Origin of the sequence: Planomicrobium stackebrandtii (assembly GCF_030814955.1) — a bacterium.
GTDB lineage: Bacteria > Bacillota > Bacilli > Bacillales_A > Planococcaceae > Planococcus > Planococcus stackebrandtii.
The window spans coordinates 267,820-287,612 of sequence record NZ_JAUSWB010000001.1; the positions used below are offsets into that span (position 1 = coordinate 267,820).

Consider the following 19,793-nt stretch of genomic DNA (forward strand, 5'->3'; position numbering starts at 1 on the left):
CAAATCTCTAACGACTTGTAAAGTGTTCCGCTTAATTTTTTAAAGGGGTTCGAAAGTTTGTATTGACTTCCTGTTTCACGTAAAATACTAGGTAGAGAAGGCATTGAGGTGAAACTTTTCAGTGTGCGGAACGTATAGTTATAGTAGCAGTGAAGGAGGTTCTTTGCATGAAGCCCCTAAAGCCGATTGAAAATTTCATTAAAAGACAATCCGTCAGCCTGCCTCTCATGACAGTGATGTTCCCAGTCCTGTATTTAGGTGCAGAAATCGGGTTGATCGCTTCTGGAGCAGTCGCTGCCGGCACATATATCGCCAGCAACAGCACAATCAAACAAGTTCAAATTTCGTCAGATTCCAAAAATCTCGGAATGACGCGAAGTGAATTTAAAAATGTGCGCACCCAGATAAAAGAAGGAAAAGAAAAAATAAAACAGCTCCAAGGCAATTACTACAAAGTCCGTTCTATTTCATCTTTCAAGCAGTTGATGGATATGACAAAAATCGCCAATAAAATTATTATGGTGGTTCAGCAAAACCCAAGAAAATTCTATTTAGCTGAACCATTCTTCTATTCTCATCTGGACTCCGCCATTGAGTTGACGGAGAAATACACCCTATTGGTCGGACAGCCGGTCAAAGATCAGGAAATGCGTGTAGCGCTGCAGGATACTCGTGAAATGCTGCTGTCTCTCAATAAAGTTATGGAGCAGGATTTGAAACGCGTCCTATCAAGCGATGTCGAAAAGCTGCGCATGGAATTGGATTATGCCCAGTTAGCTGTTGATCAGCATAATAATCAGAAATTACTCGTTCAGCCAGAACCTGAACATGAGGGAGACGTGGAAGATGACAGAGAAACCATCAACTCGAAGTGAATTGGATGATTTATTGGAATCGCCTTTTGGCATGCAATTAGAAAAAAAAGACCAGTCAATAGCCGACCAGGCAGAAGGCAGACCCGTTTCGTTAATGGATCGTTTGACAAAAGATGAGCAGGCCAAAGCACGTGAGCTGGCCAAACAAATTCCGATTGGCAATAACGAAGCGATTTTGACCTACGGTGCTAATGCCCAAAACCAGTTGAGCCAGTTTTCGCACAAAATGCTCGACCATGTCCAGCGCAAAGATATCGGGCCTGTCGGTGACGTGCTTCATGATTTGATGAAAAAACTGGAAGAGCTCAACCCTGAAGAATTGACGCAAAGCAAAAAATCAGGGATTCGCAAGATTTTCTCCAAAGCCAAATACTCGGTACAGGAAATGATGAGCAAATACCAGAAACTGAGCAGCCAAGTTGACCGCATCAGCATCCAGCTCGACCATTCCAAGCGTGGACTTTTAGATGACGTTCAAATGCTTGAGCAGCTATACGACCAGAATAAAACCTATTTCCAGGCGTTGAATGTCTATATCGCCGCAGCTGAAATAAAACGCGATGAAATTATGAACGAAACGATTCCAGCCTTACGCAGAAAAGCGGAAACGTCACAGGATCAAATGGTCTACCAGGAAGTCAACGACATGGTCCAGTACGTGGATCGCCTGGAAAAACGCCTTTATGATTTGCAGTTGTCGCGTCAGATTACCATCCAAAGCGCACCGCAGATCCGTATGATCCAGCAAACCAACCAAACTTTGGCAGAAAAGATCCAGTCGTCCATTATGACATCAATTCCATTATGGAAAAACCAGATTGCCATAGCATTGACGCTGAACAAACAGCTGAAAGCCGTTGAAGCCCAAAAGCAAGTTACAGCAACGACCAATGACCTGCTCCTGAAAAATTCGGAAATGCTGAAAATGAACTCGATTGAGACTGCCCGTGAAAACGAGCGTGGCATCGTTGAAATTGACACATTGAAGAAAACACAGGAAAACTTGCTTGAAACCATCGAAGAGACGTTGAAGATCCAAGCCGAAGGCCGAAGAAACCGCAAAGCGGCAGAACTTGAAATCGGCCGCATGGAAGAAGACCTGAAACAGCGCCTTCTCACTATCCATGACAACAACGAAAAGAATAATATGTAAGCTAAACCCCGGAAGCTCACTAGCTTCCGGGGTTTGTTGTGTGTTTTCTTCTATGGAAAGTATCTCAATCCATTTAAAACTTATTCGGGAAGCTGCGGAAAGTATCTCAAACTTTTTGGAAAGTAAACTCTGCTACTGGAAATAACTAATTAATAGGAGCAACTATTAGCCACATGAACAGCTAAAAATCACCCTGATTGAATTACCAAATGCAAACTTCTTTTCAGCAGGCGCAGGGTTTGTTCAACAAACTGCTCCAAAGAATCGGCACTGACAGATTTATTGCCATACATCATCCGGTAAAAGGCCGCCTGCTCCTCGGTGATTGAGTCGCTGCTCAAAAAAAGATGCAGCACTTCAATGCCTTGTTTTTTGGCCTCTGCAACAGCATTTGCCGTATCCACTACGCCATTTTCCGCATAGTTGTAAGCAGATGGCTCCCCGTCGGAAAAAACCAGTAAAAAGCGATGTTTTTCGGTGCGCCTTTTCAAGCGGCTGTTCATCCAGCGAATCGCAAAACCATCCCGGTTGTCTTCGTGCGCATCCAATGAAGCGATTTCCTGTGCATGATCTTTGTTCCGGTCTTCAAACTTATGCATCCACTCAAAATAATTCGGCTGTTCCGCGTCGCTTGCTTCGTAAGCATCCTCGTAAAAAAGCACAATTTCATGCGGCACATTCAATCCGCGCAGCACATCGTGGAATAACAGGACGGCTTGCTTTGTTTCATCCAGTTTATCCAGCATGGAGGCGGATCCATCAATCAACAGGCAAAAAACTGCATCCAATTCTTTAGAAGGCGCCGTCTTTCGGTAAAACGGTTTGGGACGTTCTTCAATCGCCAACGGCACCAGTTTTTTTGAGAGCCTTCCCGCGTTTAAGTTGAGGCGGATCCCTTCCTGTCTCTGGGTCATCCTTTTTTTCAGCTCTTTCAGCAAAGCACGTACGTATGGTGCCTGTTTTTTCCGCCAGGCTTCAATATCAAGCCGGTGGTCGCCTTGTACTCTCAGCCTCGATTCGTGAAAAACCACTTGGTCATTGGCAGAGCCGAACTTGCCTTCCGCCCCTTTCGGCTGGCTTTCCATCTGCCGGTCTTCGGCATCACTGTCTTCCAGATGCTCACCGCTGGAATCGCCTTTAGCCGTCTGCTGTACGTCTCCTGCCCCTTCTTCTTCCCTGCCGCCTTCTGCAAGCTGGGAATCGCCGCGTTCAAGTTCAAACTCCATTGCTGGCGCTTCGCTCATTTCGGTTTCACGATGCCAGGACTGAAACCACTCTTCAATAGTTTCTATTTCTTCCGGCTCATCCGATTCTTCCGCTTCTATTCCCTCATGATAGCGAAAAGGCGGCGCTTTTTCAGCCGATTCGCCGAAAGTATAATAACCATGCAATGCATCCGCGTCCAGCAGAAACTCAGCCCGGTCCATGACTCGTTCTACAACCCTCACAGAATCCATCGTTGACTTTGCATCAAACAAATCCGTCCAAATAAAAAACAGCGAATGAAAGTTTTCGCCCATGTCGACGTCAATTCCACGCAAGCGCAAATAAGCTGCATTGATTAACACATCGCTTTTAAAGCCTTTTTTATGGTTTTGCTTAAACTGATCTTCATGGAATTCCGAGTAAACGGCTTCTCGCGTATCAAATGCAGCTGCCGTTCCAGGACGTGCTCTCTTGATTTGTTCAGATAGCCGGAACTCCTCCGCGCACAACAGCAATTGTTCCCGCAAGCTTGGCAATGGGGCATCGCTTTTTTTAAAGTTCCGCCATGCGCTTAAATCGAAATCACGCCAAAAGCCGGCAGCCATCAAATAGATATCCGACAGATACCCATTGCGTTCAATCCGCTTTGTGCGATGCCGCCAAAAAACACTGATGGACAGGGCAGATTCAGATGGCCGAAGCTCCACCAGTTTGCGTGTCGTCACTTTCAAGTAAGGGGCATCCGCCAGTGCGCCGGCAAGCAGCTCCATTTGATGAAGCATCTTTGTATCGATGGTTTCATTGTTGAATTGGATAAATCGGTTAACTGACGCCATTCTATTCACCTACTTTTTCCAAGTATGAGCCAGATCCATAAACAAATCACGTTCGCTTTCATCATCCAGTTTTTCGGCAATGGCATATTGCACCGCACGCAGCGGATCCATATATGCCGCTAAAGCTGTAGCATCCAGCAAACTCCTGATTGAAGCTGCTTCTTCAGATAACAGACCGTTCTCCACTTGCTTCATCAAGTCTTCTGCCAAATTCAGCATAAACGTTTTCAAGTTCCCGTCCGCTTCCGGAAATTCGCGGTCCCAAAGCTCAGCCAGCTGCTGGCCAGTCAAATACGGGATTGGGTACGCAATAAAACGGTTTTTCAGAGCTTCATTCATCGGGGCGGTCCCAATATAGCCTTCATTGATGGCAGATATCACACTAAAATCAGGGTGGGCTTCGATGACTTCTCCAGTAAACGGATTGGTCATCATACGGCGATGATCCAATGCACTGTGAAGAATCGGCAAAGTTTCTGCTTTGGCCATATTGATTTCATCGATGTACAGGAAGTGGCCTTTTTTCATCGCAGTCACCACTGGCCCTTCGACAAACTCAATAACACTTTGCCCATCCCGCTGAACCAAGGTTTTAAAGCCTAACAGCGCTTCTGCGTCCAAATCCACTGAACAGTTGATGCTTTGCATCGGCTGACCGAAAAGAGCCGAAACACTTTCTGCAAGCTTCGTCTTGCCTGCTCCCGTCGGCCCTTTCAGCAAGACAGGCTTACGTAGAACAATCGCGGACAGAATATCCTGCCATAGATGGTTGTCTGGTGCGATGTATCCCGCTTTCCCGATCAATTTATCATAATTTTCATGCGTTCGTTCTTTGCGTTTAGCTATATCCTGTTCAATCAACGACATTCTTTTTCCTCTTTTCCACAGAAAAAGCCGATGCAGATCCATCGGCTTTTTGACATTCTTTGTGGCTTTAACAGCCCGTTATCCAATCGTTATTCGAAATACGTTTTATAGAATCCACCGATTTTACCGGTATTGTCCACTACAAAAATAAATTCGTCGGTTTCATTTTTCACTTCATATTCTTTGCCTGCAGTCAGCACATTGGATACTAAAAACTTAGCTGCTTCTGTATGCTTGCAAGTTACGGTTCTGATGGTGTCTTTCTCAAGCCATTCATTGTGAATCATAGTCCTCATCCTTTTCTATCTGTCTATGTCTTCAGTATAAGGAAAACACCAGGTAATTTCAAACCCGCTCTTTTAGAGTAAGGTCCGAGTTCTACTTATGTTCTTTTATTGCCGAATTTATTGGAAAGATAAGAAAATTTTCCAGCCCCAGCGCACCTGCATAACTTTCAACTAAAATTACTTTTTTGCAAACTTTGTGCTGTACAAATAACGCAGCAATAATCCAGCAATAACTAGAACTGATAATAGGATCAAAAAGCCTTGTAAATGTCCAAGAATCGACTCGTATGCATATGGAAACGCTCTTCCCACATTAAAGTAGATGAACATCCAGACAAATCCCGCTGTATAGGCAAAAAGCATATAACGCAGGAATGGAAACCGGTTTGCGCCCACCACGTAGGGCATCGCCCACCGAATTCCTGGCAGGAAAAAGCTGAACGCAATCGCCCATTCCCCGTGTTTTTCCAAAAAGGCACTGAATCGGTTGATTGGACCTTTTAAACGGGTCCGATTGAGCCGGTTCAATAACCTGTGACCCAGGCTGCGTCCGATAAAATAAGCGAATGTATTGCTGGAAATCAACCCTAAGTAAGCTGCCAAAAAGGCATAAACCGGCTTGAAATAGCTGATTTCCGTCATGACTCCTGAAAATGCAGCAGCCACTTCGTTCGGAATTGGCAACCCGAACAGCAGCAGCCAATTAAATACAAACATACTGAAATAGCCATATTCCTTCACCAATTCAATAAAAAACGAAATATCCATGAACTTCTACCGCCTTTAGGCTTGTTTCCCTTATGATGACAAAAAAAAGATAGTCCTGCAACGCAGGACTATCCGGTTAATCGTTTATATTAAGATTCCAGCAATAGATCTTCTGGGTTCTCGATCATGTCTTTGACCATTTTCAAGAAACCAACAGAATCGCTTCCGTCAATTACGCGGTGATCGTATGAAAGAGCTACATACATCATCGGGCGAATTTGAACTTCATCTCCGATAGCGACAGGGCGTTTTTGAATGGTGTGCATTCCAAGAATACCAACCTGTGTACCATTCAAAATCGGTGTGGACATCAATGAACCGAATACTCCACCGTTTGTGATGGTAAACGAACCACCTGACATGTCGGCAATCGAAAGTTTTTTATCACGTGCTTTTTTAGCAAGCTCACCGATTGTCGCTTCGATTTCAGCAAAGTTCTTTTTGTCCGTGTCGCGAACGATCGGTACAACAAGCCCCTCTTCAGTTGAAACGGCAATCCCTACATCATAGAACTGCTTCAACAGGACATCTGTCCCGTCCAATTCAGCATTGACGTATGGGTATTTTTTCAAAGCAGCCGTAACTGCTTTTGTGAAGAATGACATAAAGCCGAGTTTCACATCATTGTTTTTAAGGAATTGGTCTTTTTTGCGGCTGCGAAGTGCCATCACATTTGTCATATCGATTTCGTTGAATGTAGTCAACATTGCCGTTGACTGTCTTACTTCAAGAAGACGTTTTGCGATTGTTTGACGGCGTCTTGTCATTTTTTCACGGACGATGCGGCCGCTTTCTTCATCAGAAGAAGGTGCTGAAGTTTTTGGCGCTTCCGCTTTTGCAGCAGGTGCACTTGCTGCTGGTTTTGATCCATGAGCTTCAACGTCTTGTACGCGTACACGGCCCATCGGATCTACTGGAGAAATTGCTGCCAGGTCGATTCCTTTTTCGCGTGCCAATTTGCGTGCTGCAGGGCTTGCGATTGTGCGATCAGATGACGACTGCTCCTCAGCTGCCGGATCTTTTTCCACAGGCTCTGGAGTTGCGGCAGCATCTGTCTTAGCAGGCTCCTCGGATTTTTGTGGAGCTTCTTCAGTTTTAGTTTTAGGTGCTGCAGCTTCGCCAGAACCTTCGCCAACGATAGCGATAACTTGTCCAACTTCAACTGTATCGCCTTCCTGTGCTAAATGTTCTTGAACAACCCCAGCTTCTTCGGAGATAACTTCAACGTTAACTTTGTCGGTTTCCAATTCAACGATGAATTCTCCTTTTTGGACTGTTTCGCCCGGCTGCTTTAGCCATTGAGCGATTGTTCCTTCTGTAATCGATTCTGCTAATTCTGGTACTTTGATCTCTGCCACAAAAAATTCCTCCTTAGATTATCCTTACAATTTAGCTAATGCTTCATCTATGATGCGTGCTTGTTCCACTTTATGCGCTTCTCCATCGCCTTCTGCAGGGCTTTGGCGCTGGATGCGTCCGAAATATTTCACTTCTTTGCCGTCTGCCAATTCACGCAGATATGGATCTGCAAATGTCCATGAACCCATGTTTTGCGGCTCTTCCTGTACCCAAGCCAACTCTTTGGCATTTGGATAACGGTCAACGATTGCCTGAATCTTCTCAGCCGGGAATGGATACAGCTGCTCAACGCGGACAATGTGCGCCCACTCGTAGCCTTTTCCATCTTTCACCCGCTCTGCCAAATCGATCGCCATTTTGCCGCTTGCAAAAAGAACACGTTTTACTTTTTTCGCATCTTTGCCCATATTCGGCTGTTCGATGACAGTTTGGAAATGACCTTCAGTTAAATCAGCAACATCTGCGCCTACCAACGGATGGCGAAGCAAAGATTTTGGTGAAACAATGATTAACGGACGAATTGACTCTTCTCCAAGCATTTTGGCCTGGCGGCGTAAAATGTGGAAGTAGTTTGCTGCGCTGGAAAGGTTTGCAACGGTCCAGTTATTTTCGGCAGCCATCTGCAAATGTCTTTCCAAGCGGGCACTCGAATGCTCAGGTCCTTGGCCTTCATAGCCATGAGGCAGCAGCATAACGAGTCCGGATTTCTGGCCCCATTTTGCACGTCCTGCAGAAATAAACTGGTCAAACATCATTTGTGCCATATTGGCGAAATCGCCGTATTGCGCTTCCCAAATAACAAGTGCTTTATCATTTTCAACATTGTAGCCATATTCAAAACCCAATACAGATGCTTCACTCAGTGGGCTGTTGTAAACCACAAATGACGCTTTGGCATCTGAAATGTGATGCAGCGGCACAAGTTCATTGCCGTTCTTGTCATCATGCAAAACAAGATGGCGGTGTGCAAATGTTCCGCGCTGCGCATCCTGGCCAGTCAGGCGGATCGGGTTGCCGTCTTGCAGGATCGAACCGAATGCCAATGTCTCAGCATGCGCCCAATCGATTTTGCCCTTTTCATTGAACGGATCTTCACGGCGCTTCAGAATTCTGGCCAATTTGCCAAAGGCTGAGAAATCACTCGGCCAAGACAATAACTCTTCATTCATTTTAGTCAGAACGTCCTTATCAACGCCAGTCGGCACTTCAGGATAACCATTCAGTACAGCTTCTGGAATTTCCAGTTTCGGAAATTCTGCTGATTTGTTTTCTTTCACTGTGTCGTAAGCTTCCTGCATTTCTTTTTGTGTATCTGCATCAAGCTTTTGAACATCTTCTTCTGACAGCACTTTTTCCGCTGCCAACTGCTTTCCGTAAAGCGCACGAACGGTATCATGCTGATGGATGCCATGGTACATCGTCGGATTCGTTACCAGCGGCTCATCCATTTCATTATGTCCATAGCGGCGATAGCCGATCAAATCAATCAGTACATCCTTGCCGAATTTCTCACGGTATTCAAATGCCAAACGCGCAACAGCCACGACTGCTTCAGGCTCATCCGCATTGACATGGATGACCGGCACTTCAAACCCTTTAGCGGGATCCGAAGAATAATGGGTAGATCTGGAATCAAATTGTTCAGTTGTAAAGCCGATCAGGTTATTGGCGATGATGTGGATAGACCCGCCTGTCTGATAGCCTTTAACACGGCTGAAGTTTAAGGTTTCGGTTACGATTCCCTGTCCAGGGAAAGCGGCATCACCATGCACAAGAATGGCATAGGATTTTTTCGCATCCACTTTCGCCAGACCTTTTTGGCCGGTAACTTCCTGTGCAGCACGCGCTTGCCCCGCTACAATCGGGCTGACAATTTCAAGGTGGGAAGGATTGTAAGCGAGTTTCACACTTGTCCCATTCGCGGATTTAAAAGCTGCACCCATGTGGTATTTCACATCGCCAAACCAGCCTTTAGTGATTTGAAGCGAGCCGTCTTCCGGAAGAAACGCATTGTCTCCCACATGTGCAAAACCGGCAAACATCATTTCATAAGGCTTGTTCAAAATATGTGTAAGCACATTTAAACGACCGCGATGCGCCATCCCGATCATAATGTCTTTCGTACCGGCTGATTCAGAGAGACGTACAAGTTCATCCATCAAAACTACCAGCGAATCGACGCCTTCAATTGAAAAGCGTTTTTGTCCAACAAACGTGCGATGCACGAATTTTTCAAAGCCTTCTACGCGTGTCAATAAATCAAGAACCTGTTTTTTCTTATCTGCATCCAGTGTCGGTTTAACGTCGCCTGCCTCAATTTTATCCTGCAGCCAACTGCGTTCCTGCGGCTGGATGACATGCGAAAATTCAAAAGCGACTTTATCCGTATAAAGTGATTTCAAATAATCGATTGCTTGCAGCCCGTTTGTAATGTTGCTTGGTGCATTATTCAGCAGCAATGAGACAGGAACTTCTTTTAAGTCCTGATCGCTGAGGCCATATGTGGACGCCTCCACGCGGGAAGTGTCTTTCGGCTGATCTTTCAACGGGTAAATGTCCGATGCCAGATGGCCATGAGCACGAATCGCTTCAGCTAAATTAACAGCAGCCAAAACTTTTTCAAAATTATTTGATTCCACGTTTTTTGCGGCTGAAGGCTGTGGGCTTGTGGAAACTTCCACTTCAGCAGGGGGTCCGTATTGCTTAAAAAGTTCGACGTATTCCGGATCAAGCAATTCTGGTGATTCTTGATACAGGTCATACATCTCCATTATGTATCCCAAGTTAGGGCCTGTAATGGAACTCCATGGGGATTTTGCATCTGAATAATTGCTAGACATTAAAAAAACCTCCAACTATTTGTTTGACGGCAGTCACATTATTTTGTTATATGTCTCATTTATTTTATCACGCATCCCACTAGACATAAAGCAGAAGGCGTTTTAGTAAGAAAAGTTTAAAATTCCCTATCAATCTTACTACTTCCAGATTGAAAAAACAAAGCCTTTCCGTGAAAATATTCACATAACAATTTGTAGAGCGCTTTCATCGATAAAAACGCTTAGCATCCGCCTGTTTTTTGCCTGGCTCTCAAGGAGAAGTGTACAAATAGCATTTCCCTTTTCCATTGCTTTTTGCTAAATAAAGAGCGGCATCCGCTTTTTTTACGAGATCATCAAAATCAGTGCCATGGATAGGGTAGACAGAAATGCCTATCGACGAACTCGGTATAAAATGGTGCCCATTGATCTCCCAGCCTTCAGCCAGTGTATCGTTAATGCGGTCAATGATCTTTTCGATATGCAATTGGCTTTCTTCCGGAACAATGCCGCAAAGCGCCACCAGAAACTCGTCGCCGCCTATTCTGGCCGCCAAATCTCCTTTGCGCAGGCTCTTTTTTATTGCCTGCCCAAAATGATAGATAAAATCATCACCGACATCATGGCCAAACTGGTCATTGATCGATTTAAAGTTATCGCCATCAATATACAGCAAGGCAATATGCTCTCCTTTTTGTTGTGCATGATCTTTCATCTGTTGAAATTTCTGCACCATTAATCGGCGATTGGGCAAAGTCGTCAAACTATCATGATAAGCCATAAAGTGAAGCTGTTCTTCCAGTTGTTTTCTCTCGGTCACATCAAACAAAATCGACAGCACCTGATAAATTTCTCCATCTACGTCAAGCAAAGGGATTATGGTCGCATCCACCCAGAAAACTTCACCATTTTTCTTTAGGCTTTTAAGCTGGCCGCGCCATATAACGCCATCCAGAATTACCGTACGTATCTTTTCGTATTCTTCAGTCGAAATAATCGCTTCACTGATTTCGTATATGTTCATCCCTATCAACTCTTCAGGCATATACCCGGTCAGCTTGTTTAAATTGTCATTGACAAACTCTATCGTACCAGACAGGCTCCAAATTGCGACAAGTGCTGCGTAATTAAGCGCATCCTTGTAGCTCTCCAGAATATTCTCCGTCTTTTTCAGCTCATTTTTTAACAGCAGTTCGCTGGTCAGCTCCCGGAATACGACATGGAATGCCCGGATGATGCCATTTTCGTTGACTGGAGAATAACTTGCTGAAAACTTGGCCAGCGTGCCATCCTCTTTTCGGCGCTGCATAATGATTGATGAGCTTTTAGTTTCCGGAACAAATTGGTCAAGCAAGTCTTTGCCTGACTTGAACTGTTCTTTTTGCTTATCGGGCAAATCCTTGTAGTAGCGGTTGACCCAATCTTCCTTTCTCACACCAAATGCTTTTTCGTAAGCCGAATTCAAGTCGATGATCATGTATTCTGCTGAAATCATGATCATTGGATCGACTGAATTTTGAACGAGCGATTCATAGAACAGGTAATCTTCTTCTATTTTCTTCTGTGCCGTTACGTTTTTCGTTACTGCCAGCACAAAGCGTTGGCCTTCAAAATCAATGGGCGTCAATTCAGTTTCCATCGCTGTGTCCAGGTCGCTGAATAAGCTGTAGTCGCGGTATATGTGCCTCTCTCCTGCTTTCAAGGCAATAAGATACTGCTTTTTGATCTCCCTGGATAAGTCCGGCGGCATGCTGTCATCCAATGAAGTGCCAGCCAGCTCTTTCTTAAAAATAGTCCGGCAAACGGGATTGACGTAAACATAGTCAAACGTATCGCCATTCTGTTTCATAAAGTAAACGGGATCTTTTACATTTTTATAGAGAAGGTTCAGCTGCGCCAGTGTAAAGGGTATTGGCATCTGTTTCACCGCTTTCCATTAGACAAATTGTTTTGAGAGGTTTGAGATGTTTCCAACAAATTTTTCATAAAACGCCTGCTCCTCCAGCGATTCAGAAGATAAGATGCTGCTTTCTTCCGCATTATTGGACCAGTCAAACTTTACAACCGATAAATACGTTGCATTGCCTGTAAGCTGAAGTTGGATGTCATCGCCTTGTTTAGAAACTGAACATTTCACCATGCCGCCAGGATTGTAAACTGCTACATCTCCGTAAGGTACCAGTTCAGCCATGCAGCTGACCAATGCCGAGGCTGTCATTGCGGTTCCGCAGGCATTGGTGAAACCGACGCCGCGCTCATAAGTCCGAACAAATATGCCATTCTCCATGGGAGTCACATAACTGACGTTGACGCCGTCTGAAAAATACTCGTTTTCGCCATTAAAGTATTGCGCCCATTTTTGCTGGTGGCTGGGATCTTTCTGCATTTCTTGCGGCACAATCCCAATTAAATGCGGATTGGGAACTGCAACGGCTGAAAATGGAATTTTTTCTGACACAAACGGCAGAGCTTGATGAATCCATTCACTGTTGTCCCCGTACTTCATCGGCAAACTGCTGAGTGAAAAAGAAACCGGCGCTATTTCCACTGCATAGGTTTCGATTCCTTCATTCAAAGTCTCTTCTTTTTTCACGCGCAGTAAAGCTTTTAAGGTTTCAATTACCGCTTCCTGCACTCGGTCGCGCTCACATACATAGCGAGCCACACAACGAAGGCCGTTTCCGCACATGGATGCTTCTGATCCGTCATTATTGAAAACGCGCATTTTAGCATGTGCAACAGCTGAAGGCAAAATCACTAAAATGCCGTCAATGTCCGGGTCCAACGCAGAGAGCCGAATAGCCAGCTGCGCAAAATCTTCCCGTTCATCCGATTCAAACATATAAAAAGTATTCATAGAGCCATGGACTTTTGTCAACGTCATTTCCATTCCGGTCACCTCTTTAAAATAATTGGGAATTACTTTGTATACGATGAAACCAACTTCGCCATTTCAGCGGCAGTAATCGGCGCTTCTGCTTGAGTCATTGTTTCAATCAATTGGTCTTTGTCAGCCTGCAAGCGGTCCAGCTCTTCCATCAAGCGGTCAGCAGACAACTCTTCTTCATCCACTACATGGGCAAAGCCCTGTTTTTCAAATAAATTGGCATTCAATATTTGGTCGCCGCGGCTTTTTTGCATAGATAGCGGAACCAGCAGCATCGGCTTTTTCAATGCCAGAAATTCAAAGATCGAATTGGAACCTGCCCGCGATACGACAAAGTCAGTCATGTGCAGCAAATGCGGAAGCTCGTGTGTTACATATTCAAACTGGCGGTAGTTCACATGGACATCCAGTTCCGGCATGCTATTGCCTTTGCCGCATAAGTGGATGATGTTGAACTGCTTTAACAGCCTTTCCAGGTTGTTGCGGACAGCTGAATTGATCATAGCCGACCCTTGGCTTCCGCCCATTACCATCAAGACTGGCAGTTCGTTGCCGAAAGGACAGATTTCCTGGCCTTTTTCTGCAGAGCCTTCCATCAGCTCACTGCGGATCACAGATCCCGTACACGTCGATTTGGTGCTCGGCACATGCGCCAAAGTTTCTTTAAAGACCGTAAAAATATGGTCGGCAAACGGCAATGCCAATTTGTTGGCAAGTCCAGGTGTGACATCCGATTCATGGATGATGACCGGTACTGACATCATCCGCCCAGCCATGACAACCGGTACGGATACGAATCCGCCTTTTGAGAAAATCGCTGCGGGTTTGGTCTTGCGAATAATGTTGAGCGCCTGGGTCAGTCCCGCGCCTACACGAAATGGATCCGAAAAATTCTTGGTGGAAAAATAACGTCTCAATTTGCCGCTGGAAATTGGATGATAAGGAATTGACGGAAACGAGTCGCGGATCAATTCGTTTTCAATTCCTTCTTTGGATCCGATGTATTCCACATGGAAGCCTAAATTCTTCAGTTCCGGTATTAATGCCTGATTCAGGGAGACGTGTCCTGCGGTACCGCCCCCGGTCAATAAAATTGTTTTGTTGTCCATTTTCGTGTCCTACTCTCATCTATTAATTTGGCATAGCAGCAATTGCTTTAGAGCAAGCCTTTCTATGCTATACTGGATTTTATGTGTTAAATTGTAATCGGATAACCTGAACTATCGATGTTGTTACATATTTTTCAGCAGCTGGCATTGTGCCGCTCCGTTTGGCTTGTGGTTAGAGTTGAAAGGGACAATCGGATTGCTTGCCACGATATAAGTGGAACATTTTTAATTTCAACTCAGATAGATTGCGGGAGGAAAGAAGCATGTACCAGACAACTACAAAAAAAGAAAAACTACTGCTGTTAATGAAAATTGTTTTTCCGATTCTCGTTACGCAAGTCGCGATGTATATGGTGACATTTTTCGATATTTACATGACCGCCCGCTACGGAACAGAGGATCTGGCCGGCGTGTCGATCGGATCATCCTTTTGGGTTCCCGTCTATATCGGTCTTGCCGGAATTCTCATGTCCATTACCCCAATTGTAGCACAATTGATGGGGGCTAAGAAAAAAGAACAAGTAAAACAAGCCGTCCAGCAAGGGATTTATTTGGCAGTCCTGCTGGCTGCAATCGTCTTTGCTTTCTTCTATTTCGGCATCGATTATCTGCTTGCATTCATGGATCTCGATCCAGTGGTTGCTGACGTCGCAAGCCGTTATATCTTTGCAATGTCGATCGGATTGATTCCGTTGTTTGTTTACAACGCATTGCGCTCTTATATCGATGCACTCGGAGCTACCCGCGTCACGATGGTCATTTCGCTCCTGTCCACACCGATCAATATTTTCTTCAACTATCTGCTGATTTTCGGGAAGTTCGGATTCCCGGAACTTGGGGGTGTTGGCGCAGGACTTGCTTCGGCCATCACCTACTGGCTGATTCTACTCATCGCAATATGGATCATCCATACGAGAAACCCATTCCAGTCTTACGGCATCTTCCGCAACTGGCCGAAGTTTTCTCTGAAGAGCTGGGGCGAAATCAGCCGGATTGGTGTGCCGATCGGCATTTCAATCTTTGTAGAGACGAGCATTTTCTCGGCGGTCACTTTTATGCTGGCAGTTTATGGCACAGTCACCATTGCAGCACATCAAATCGCCTTGAATTTCGCTTCCCTGCTTTATATGCTGCCGCTCAGCATCTCCATGGGCGCCACGATACTGGTTGGCTATGAAGTTGGCGCTAAGCGCTTCCAGGACGCTAAACAATACAGCTGGATGAGTGTCGGCACTGCCGTCACGCTAAGCTCTCTGTCAGCCTGCATTTTGTTCTTCATGCGCAGTGAAATTGCTGCGCTGTATTCTTCGGATCCCATCGTGGTCGAGCTGGCTGTTCAGTTCCTGCTGTTTGCTGCACTGTTCCAACTGTCAGACGCCATTCAGGCGCCTGTACAAGGAGCGCTTCGCGGTTACAAAGATGTCAACATCACTTTTGTCATGGCGCTCGTTTCCTACTGGGTTATTGGCCTGCCCTCTGGCTACTTGCTTGCCAACTTCACCGACTTTGGTGCCTTCGGTTACTGGATCGGCTTGATCGTTGGCTTAACAGCCGGGGCGATTACTTTGTCCATCCGCCTGCTGTTGATCCAAAAAAGAATTTCTGCTCATTCTCCAGTTCAAGATTGAGTTATAAAATAAAAAACCAGGAAAGGAAAAATCAGTGATTTTTCCTTTCCTGGTTTTATTTATGGTATTTTCCTATCAGCTCTAGCTTTACTTGGCAGCAAGATTTTTGTATAAAGCACTCAGGCCATTCTTTTCTGATTCCGACAAATCCGACCCTTGGATCCGCAGCAGTGCCAATTCCAATTTTTGTTCTTTGGATTTGCGGACACGCGGATGCGTCAATTCATCGTTCAATTCAATCAGGATGTATTTTTCGAGATCCTGCTGGGTAGCAATCTTCTCTGCAGCTGCACGCTGCGCCCAAAGTTTCCGGTAAGATTCAATCACGGCAGTTCGACTCCTTCCAACCCTTCTCCGATCACAACAATTTGGTTTTGCATCTTCATATACTCCGGAAGCCATTGCGCCATTCCATATGCAAACTGGAAAGCATGGGGATACTTGTCACCTTCAAGCGGCACGTAACCCTTGATGCGAAATACAGAATCCGGCAATGCGCGAAGCCATTCTTCAAACTTTTCCCGTTGGATCGGTGCTTGGAACTGCAGCACTTTCGCATTTAAATTTAATTTTGAGACAGGGGCTTCAGCAATGTCTCCAGCCGGCGAAGGGGTCAGTTTTTCCAATGCCGAAAACGGCACTTTGGCGTGGACAGTTTGGATGATCTGCGCTGTCGGATTCAGTGACTGAATTTCATAGATCACTGTCCCTTGTTCGCCTTCCGTCAATAAATCCATCTTATTGGCCAAGATCAGGTCAGCATGGCGGATCTGCTCCAAAAACAGGGAACGAATCTGCGGAGACAGGTTGTTGCGGTCCATCCAACGCTTGCTGTCGGCGACCGTAACAATGCCTTTGAAGTTTAATCGATCAGCGAACAAAGGAGAAAAGATGGCATCCAGCGCTTCAACCGGATGCGCCGCTCCCGTTGTTTCAATCAACAAAACATCAAAATCTTCTTCAGCCAGTAAGGTTTGAATCTGCGCTTCTGATTTTTCGGATCCTGTGCAGCAGATGCAGCCATCAAGAAGTTCCTTTAACGGCACTCCGTCTTCTACTGAATCGGAATCCATGTTCATTTTGCCTAGTTCGTTCATGAAAACTGCCGGCTTTAAGCCCTGGCCTTTCATTTGGCTGATCATGCCCTTTAACAGCGTAGTTTTTCCACTCCCTAAAAATCCGCTGAACAAATATACATCTTTCATCGTCTCATCCTTTCTTTCCCTTAAGAAAAGGCCCGCATAAGCGGACCTTAAAAATTACTCTTCAGTTTCTTCTGCTTCTTCCGAAGCTGTGATTCCCGCTTCTTCCATCAAAAGGTTTTTAGCTTCCAGCAATTGCGGATCTTCATCTTCAATTTTCTGTCGCAATGCGTCCATTACTGCAAATGTACTATCTCCAGTCAAGATGCCAGTTACTTCCAGTTCATTTTCTTCCTGGAAAGTTTCCACAGCTTCTGTCATTTGCTCTTCAAATACGCCATCTACATCGCCAACGTCGTAGCCAAGTGCCTCGAGCATTTGCTCCGCAGTTTCTACTTGATCAGAAATGACGCCATCCTGCAGTTCCAGTGATGTATCTAACATTGGAAGAGATGCATATTCCGGATAAGCAACTTCTACATCCGGTTCGATTCCTTTTTCATGAATCCAATTGCCATCAGGCGTCAGCCATTTAGCTGTTGTAAACTTCAGGTTAGATCCATCTTCAAGGTCATTGGCAGTCTGAACAGTGCCTTTGCCGAAAGTTTTTTCTCCAACTAATTGGATTTCAGCTGACTCGTTCATCGCTCCTGCCAATATTTCGGATGCTGAGGCGCTTCCGCCATCAATCAGCAAGGTAACAGGCACTTCGATTTTCGTACCTGGCGAAGACATGTAAATTTCAGGTTCAGCACCTTTTGCCTGTACTTCAAACAATGGTTTTCCGTCTTCGATAAACAGATTGGATATGTCAAGTGCCACATCCAGCAAGCCGCCCGGATTTTGGCGAACGTCCATAACGACTGCTTCCATTCCTTCAGCTTCCATAGTTTCTATAGCATCAAGCAGCTCCTGATAAGTATTTTCAGAAAAGCTTGTTACTTGAATATGTGCCACATTATCCCCAATCATTTCCGCATAAACGGTCTCAATCGGTATTTCATCACGAACGATGGTAATATCAAGCGGCTCTGTATTTTCACCGCGCTGAATTGTCAATGTCACTTCTGTGCCTTTTTCACCGCGAATCAGCATTACCGCTTCGGTGGTTGTAAAGCCTTGGATGCTTTCTCCATCAACCGCCAGTATTTGATCGTTCGGCTGAACGCCCGCTTTTTCAGCCGGTGAATTTCTGATTGGCGAAACCACCGTTACATAGCCGCCGCGCTCCTGCACTTCGGCGCCTATCCCCTGAAAACTGGATGATATCCCTTCCAAAAATTGGGATGCTTCGTCTTCATTCAGGTAATCCGAATAAGGATCTTCCAGTGATTCAACCATGCCGTTAATGGCACCGTTAACCAGTACATCTCGATCTACTTCTTCGAAATACTGGTCTTGAATTTGATCGTAAGCTGAATAAAGCTTTTCAAATTCACGACGTTCCGGCGAATTAACTTCGACCGCTTTGTCGTCGCCAAAAGTCAATGCAAAAACCGTTAAACCTGCCGTAGCTATTATTAAAAGAAATACAAGCATAATAAAAGAGAATGTTTTCATTTTAATAGTGTGCGACGGCGACTCTTCTACTGGCGGAATCTGTTCGTGTTCTTCCCCCGGACGTTTATCATCCATCTGTTTCACCACTTTCATAGTTGCTCTAGAACCGGAGAATATGAAAAGAAAAAGACTGTCGAGACAGTCTTTTTTTGCTTGCGCTTTTCTTTCTTGTCCAGACTTCAGCGCCCAGATTCTCGGGGTCATAAGCCATTCCGGCTGCACGGCAAAAAACGCCGCATTGCCGGTCTGTCTTATGCCCGTCGAATCTACACGGGCGCTTGCGCTTTTCTTTCTTGTCCAGACTTCAGCAGCCAGCCCCTCGAGTCGCTTCACCCTTACCCGCAATGGCAAAGAACGCCATTACCGGTAAGGCTTCCAGCGCTTGTCGGGGCTAACCGGCTGCTTGCGCTTTTCTCTCTTGTCCAGACTTCAGCGCCCAGATTCTCGGGGTCATAAGCCATTCCGGCCGCACGGCAAAAAACGCCGCATTGCCGGTCTGTCTTATGCCCGTCGAATCTACACGGGCGCTTGCGCTTTTCTTTCTACTCTTGAATTGCTGCTTCCAGAGCTACGACAATCATGTCGTTGAATGTTGTTTGGCGTTCTTCTGCAGTTGTCACTTCGCCTGTCAATAAATGATCGCTGACAGTTAGGATAGATAGGGCTTGACGGCCGAATTTCGCTGCCAGTGTATAAAGCGCTGAAGACTCCATTTCAAGAGCAAGTACGCCGTACTGTGCCCATTTTTCGTGTTCAGCAAATTCATTGTAGAAAACATCTTCAGTAAAGACATTTCCGACACGTAAGCTCAGACCTTTTTCAAGGCCGGCGTTGTATGCTTTCAATAACAAATCAAAATCGGCTGTCGGTGCGTAGTTGACCCCTTTAAAAATGATTTCATTCATTTTGGAGTCAGTAGACGCGCTTTGTGCCAAAATGACATCACGAACTTTGACGTCTTTATGAATTGAGCCGCAAGTACCAACACGGATTAGTTTTTTAACATCATATTCCTGCATTAACTCAGTTACGTAAATAGAAATCGACGGTACACCCATGCCTGTTCCTTGAACAGAGATGCGTTTCCCTTTATATGTGCCGGTATAACCGAACATATTGCGGACTTCGTTATATAACGTTACGTCTTCCAAAAAAGTTTCCGCTATGTATTTTGCGCGAAGCGGATCTCCAGGCAGTAAAATTGTTTCGGCGATATCGCCTTTTTTTGCATTGATATGAACACTCATCTAAAAAACCTCACTTTATTATAGTCGAATTAATCATACTGTTTTTTTAC

General features: G+C 45.3%; 16 protein-coding genes. 3 read left to right on the forward strand and 13 right to left on the reverse strand.

All coding sequences use genetic code 11. From position 1 onward, the window contains the following. The first annotated feature begins 167 nt into the window (after nt 1-167). Together QOZ98_RS01400 and QOZ98_RS01405 are read left to right on the forward strand one after the other, a co-directional pair. A complete protein-coding gene (locus tag QOZ98_RS01400; RefSeq protein WP_142826324.1) occupies nt 168-875 on the forward strand; it encodes a 5-bromo-4-chloroindolyl phosphate hydrolysis family protein in 708 nt (235 codons plus the stop codon). Continuing rightward, the gene (locus QOZ98_RS01405; RefSeq protein WP_308785769.1) at nt 847-2,028 is read left to right on the forward strand and encodes a toxic anion resistance protein; all 1,182 of its coding nucleotides are present in this window, start codon (nt 847-849) and stop codon (nt 2,026-2,028) included. The genes QOZ98_RS01400 and QOZ98_RS01405 overlap by 29 nt, the downstream gene beginning before the upstream one ends. Nucleotides 2,029-2,216: 188 nt before the next feature. On the opposite strand, the gene QOZ98_RS01410 is transcribed toward QOZ98_RS01405, so the two are convergent. From QOZ98_RS01410 to QOZ98_RS01450, 9 genes are all read right to left on the reverse strand, one after another. Then, nucleotides 2,217-4,070 (reverse strand): vWA domain-containing protein, encoded by a 1,854-nt coding sequence (locus QOZ98_RS01410; protein WP_308785770.1) that lies wholly within the window; start codon nt 4,068-4,070, stop codon nt 2,217-2,219. A gap of 9 nt (nt 4,071-4,079) precedes the next feature. Beyond that, a complete protein-coding gene (locus QOZ98_RS01415; RefSeq protein ID WP_308785771.1) occupies nt 4,080-4,937 on the reverse strand; it encodes a MoxR family ATPase in 858 nt (285 codons plus the stop codon). An 89-nt stretch (nt 4,938-5,026) separates the two neighbouring features. Then, nucleotides 5,027-5,224: a DUF6501 family protein gene (locus tag QOZ98_RS01420; protein WP_142826328.1), complete on the reverse strand. Its 198-nt coding sequence runs from the start codon at nt 5,222-5,224 to the stop codon at nt 5,027-5,029. 177 nt (nt 5,225-5,401) lie between these two features. Continuing rightward, entirely contained in the window at nt 5,402-5,992 is a 591-nt protein-coding gene (locus QOZ98_RS01425) for a DedA family protein (protein WP_308785772.1), read from the reverse strand. 89 nt (nt 5,993-6,081) lie between these two features. Continuing rightward, nucleotides 6,082-7,350 carry a 2-oxoglutarate dehydrogenase complex dihydrolipoyllysine-residue succinyltransferase gene (odhB, locus tag QOZ98_RS01430; protein ID WP_308785773.1) on the reverse strand — a complete coding sequence of 423 codons (1,269 nt, stop codon included), beginning with the start codon at nt 7,348-7,350 and terminating at the stop codon, nt 6,082-6,084. Between the two features lie 24 nt (nt 7,351-7,374). After that, the gene (locus QOZ98_RS01435; protein ID WP_308785774.1) at nt 7,375-10,191 is read right to left on the reverse strand and encodes a 2-oxoglutarate dehydrogenase E1 component; all 2,817 of its coding nucleotides are present in this window, start codon (nt 10,189-10,191) and stop codon (nt 7,375-7,377) included. A gap of 250 nt (nt 10,192-10,441) precedes the next feature. Then, the gene (locus QOZ98_RS01440) at nt 10,442-12,088 is read right to left on the reverse strand and encodes a sensor domain-containing diguanylate cyclase (RefSeq protein WP_308785775.1); all 1,647 of its coding nucleotides are present in this window, start codon (nt 12,086-12,088) and stop codon (nt 10,442-10,444) included. An 18-nt stretch (nt 12,089-12,106) separates the two neighbouring features. Continuing rightward, on the reverse strand, nt 12,107-13,060 hold the full coding sequence (dapF, locus tag QOZ98_RS01445; protein WP_308785776.1) for a diaminopimelate epimerase: 954 nt from the start codon (nt 13,058-13,060) through the stop codon (nt 12,107-12,109). Between the two features lie 29 nt (nt 13,061-13,089). Then, nucleotides 13,090-14,166 (reverse strand): undecaprenyldiphospho-muramoylpentapeptide beta-N-acetylglucosaminyltransferase, encoded by a 1,077-nt coding sequence (locus tag QOZ98_RS01450; RefSeq protein ID WP_308785777.1) that lies wholly within the window; start codon nt 14,164-14,166, stop codon nt 13,090-13,092. A 263-nt stretch (nt 14,167-14,429) separates the two neighbouring features. Here QOZ98_RS01450 and QOZ98_RS01455 point away from each other — a divergent pair, with 263 nt between their 5' ends. Continuing rightward, complete coding sequence (locus tag QOZ98_RS01455) at nt 14,430-15,794, forward strand: MATE family efflux transporter (RefSeq protein WP_308785778.1); 1,365 nt, start codon at nt 14,430-14,432, stop codon at nt 15,792-15,794. Between the two features lie 87 nt (nt 15,795-15,881). On the opposite strand, the gene QOZ98_RS01460 is transcribed toward QOZ98_RS01455, so the two are convergent. From QOZ98_RS01460 to deoD, 4 genes are all read right to left on the reverse strand, one after another. Beyond that, nucleotides 15,882-16,121, reverse strand: a complete 240-nt coding sequence (locus tag QOZ98_RS01460; RefSeq protein WP_308785779.1) for a hypothetical protein — start codon at nt 16,119-16,121, stop codon at nt 15,882-15,884. After that, complete coding sequence (locus QOZ98_RS01465) at nt 16,118-16,999, reverse strand: CobW family GTP-binding protein (RefSeq protein ID WP_308785780.1); 882 nt, start codon at nt 16,997-16,999, stop codon at nt 16,118-16,120. The genes QOZ98_RS01460 and QOZ98_RS01465 overlap by 4 nt, the downstream gene beginning before the upstream one ends. A 54-nt stretch (nt 17,000-17,053) precedes the next feature. After that, complete coding sequence (locus tag QOZ98_RS01470; protein ID WP_308786130.1) at nt 17,054-18,571, reverse strand: lmo1851 family serine protease; 1,518 nt, start codon at nt 18,569-18,571, stop codon at nt 17,054-17,056. A 467-nt stretch (nt 18,572-19,038) separates the two neighbouring features. After that, nucleotides 19,039-19,743, reverse strand: coding sequence for a purine-nucleoside phosphorylase (gene deoD, locus QOZ98_RS01475; RefSeq protein WP_142826339.1), 705 nt, complete (start codon nt 19,741-19,743; stop codon nt 19,039-19,041). Nucleotides 19,744-19,793 lie beyond the last annotated feature (50 nt).

Coding starts and splice junctions, on each gene's coding strand:
- QOZ98_RS01435 (WP_308785774.1), bottom strand. CDS start 10,191: ATGTCTAGCAATTATTCAGATGCAAAATCCCCATGGAGTTCCATTACA.
- deoD (WP_142826339.1), bottom strand. CDS start 19,743: ATGAGTGTTCATATCAATGCAAAAAAAGGCGATATCGCCGAAACAATT.
- QOZ98_RS01425 (WP_308785772.1), bottom strand. CDS start 5,992: ATGGATATTTCGTTTTTTATTGAATTGGTGAAGGAATATGGCTATTTC.
- QOZ98_RS01440 (WP_308785775.1), bottom strand. CDS start 12,088: ATGCCAATACCCTTTACACTGGCGCAGCTGAACCTTCTCTATAAAAAT.
- QOZ98_RS01415 (WP_308785771.1), bottom strand. CDS start 4,937: ATGTCGTTGATTGAACAGGATATAGCTAAACGCAAAGAACGAACGCAT.
- dapF (WP_308785776.1), bottom strand. CDS start 13,060: ATGGAAATGACGTTGACAAAAGTCCATGGCTCTATGAATACTTTTTAT.
- QOZ98_RS01420 (WP_142826328.1), bottom strand. CDS start 5,224: ATGATTCACAATGAATGGCTTGAGAAAGACACCATCAGAACCGTAACT.
- QOZ98_RS01470 (WP_308786130.1), bottom strand. CDS start 18,571: ATGGATGATAAACGTCCGGGGGAAGAACACGAACAGATTCCGCCAGTA.
- QOZ98_RS01405 (WP_308785769.1), top strand. CDS start 847: ATGACAGAGAAACCATCAACTCGAAGTGAATTGGATGATTTATTGGAA.
- QOZ98_RS01410 (WP_308785770.1), bottom strand. CDS start 4,070: ATGGCGTCAGTTAACCGATTTATCCAATTCAACAATGAAACCATCGAT.
- QOZ98_RS01455 (WP_308785778.1), top strand. CDS start 14,430: ATGTACCAGACAACTACAAAAAAAGAAAAACTACTGCTGTTAATGAAA.
- QOZ98_RS01465 (WP_308785780.1), bottom strand. CDS start 16,999: ATGAAAGATGTATATTTGTTCAGCGGATTTTTAGGGAGTGGAAAAACT.
- QOZ98_RS01400 (WP_142826324.1), top strand. CDS start 168: ATGAAGCCCCTAAAGCCGATTGAAAATTTCATTAAAAGACAATCCGTC.
- QOZ98_RS01450 (WP_308785777.1), bottom strand. CDS start 14,166: ATGGACAACAAAACAATTTTATTGACCGGGGGCGGTACCGCAGGACAC.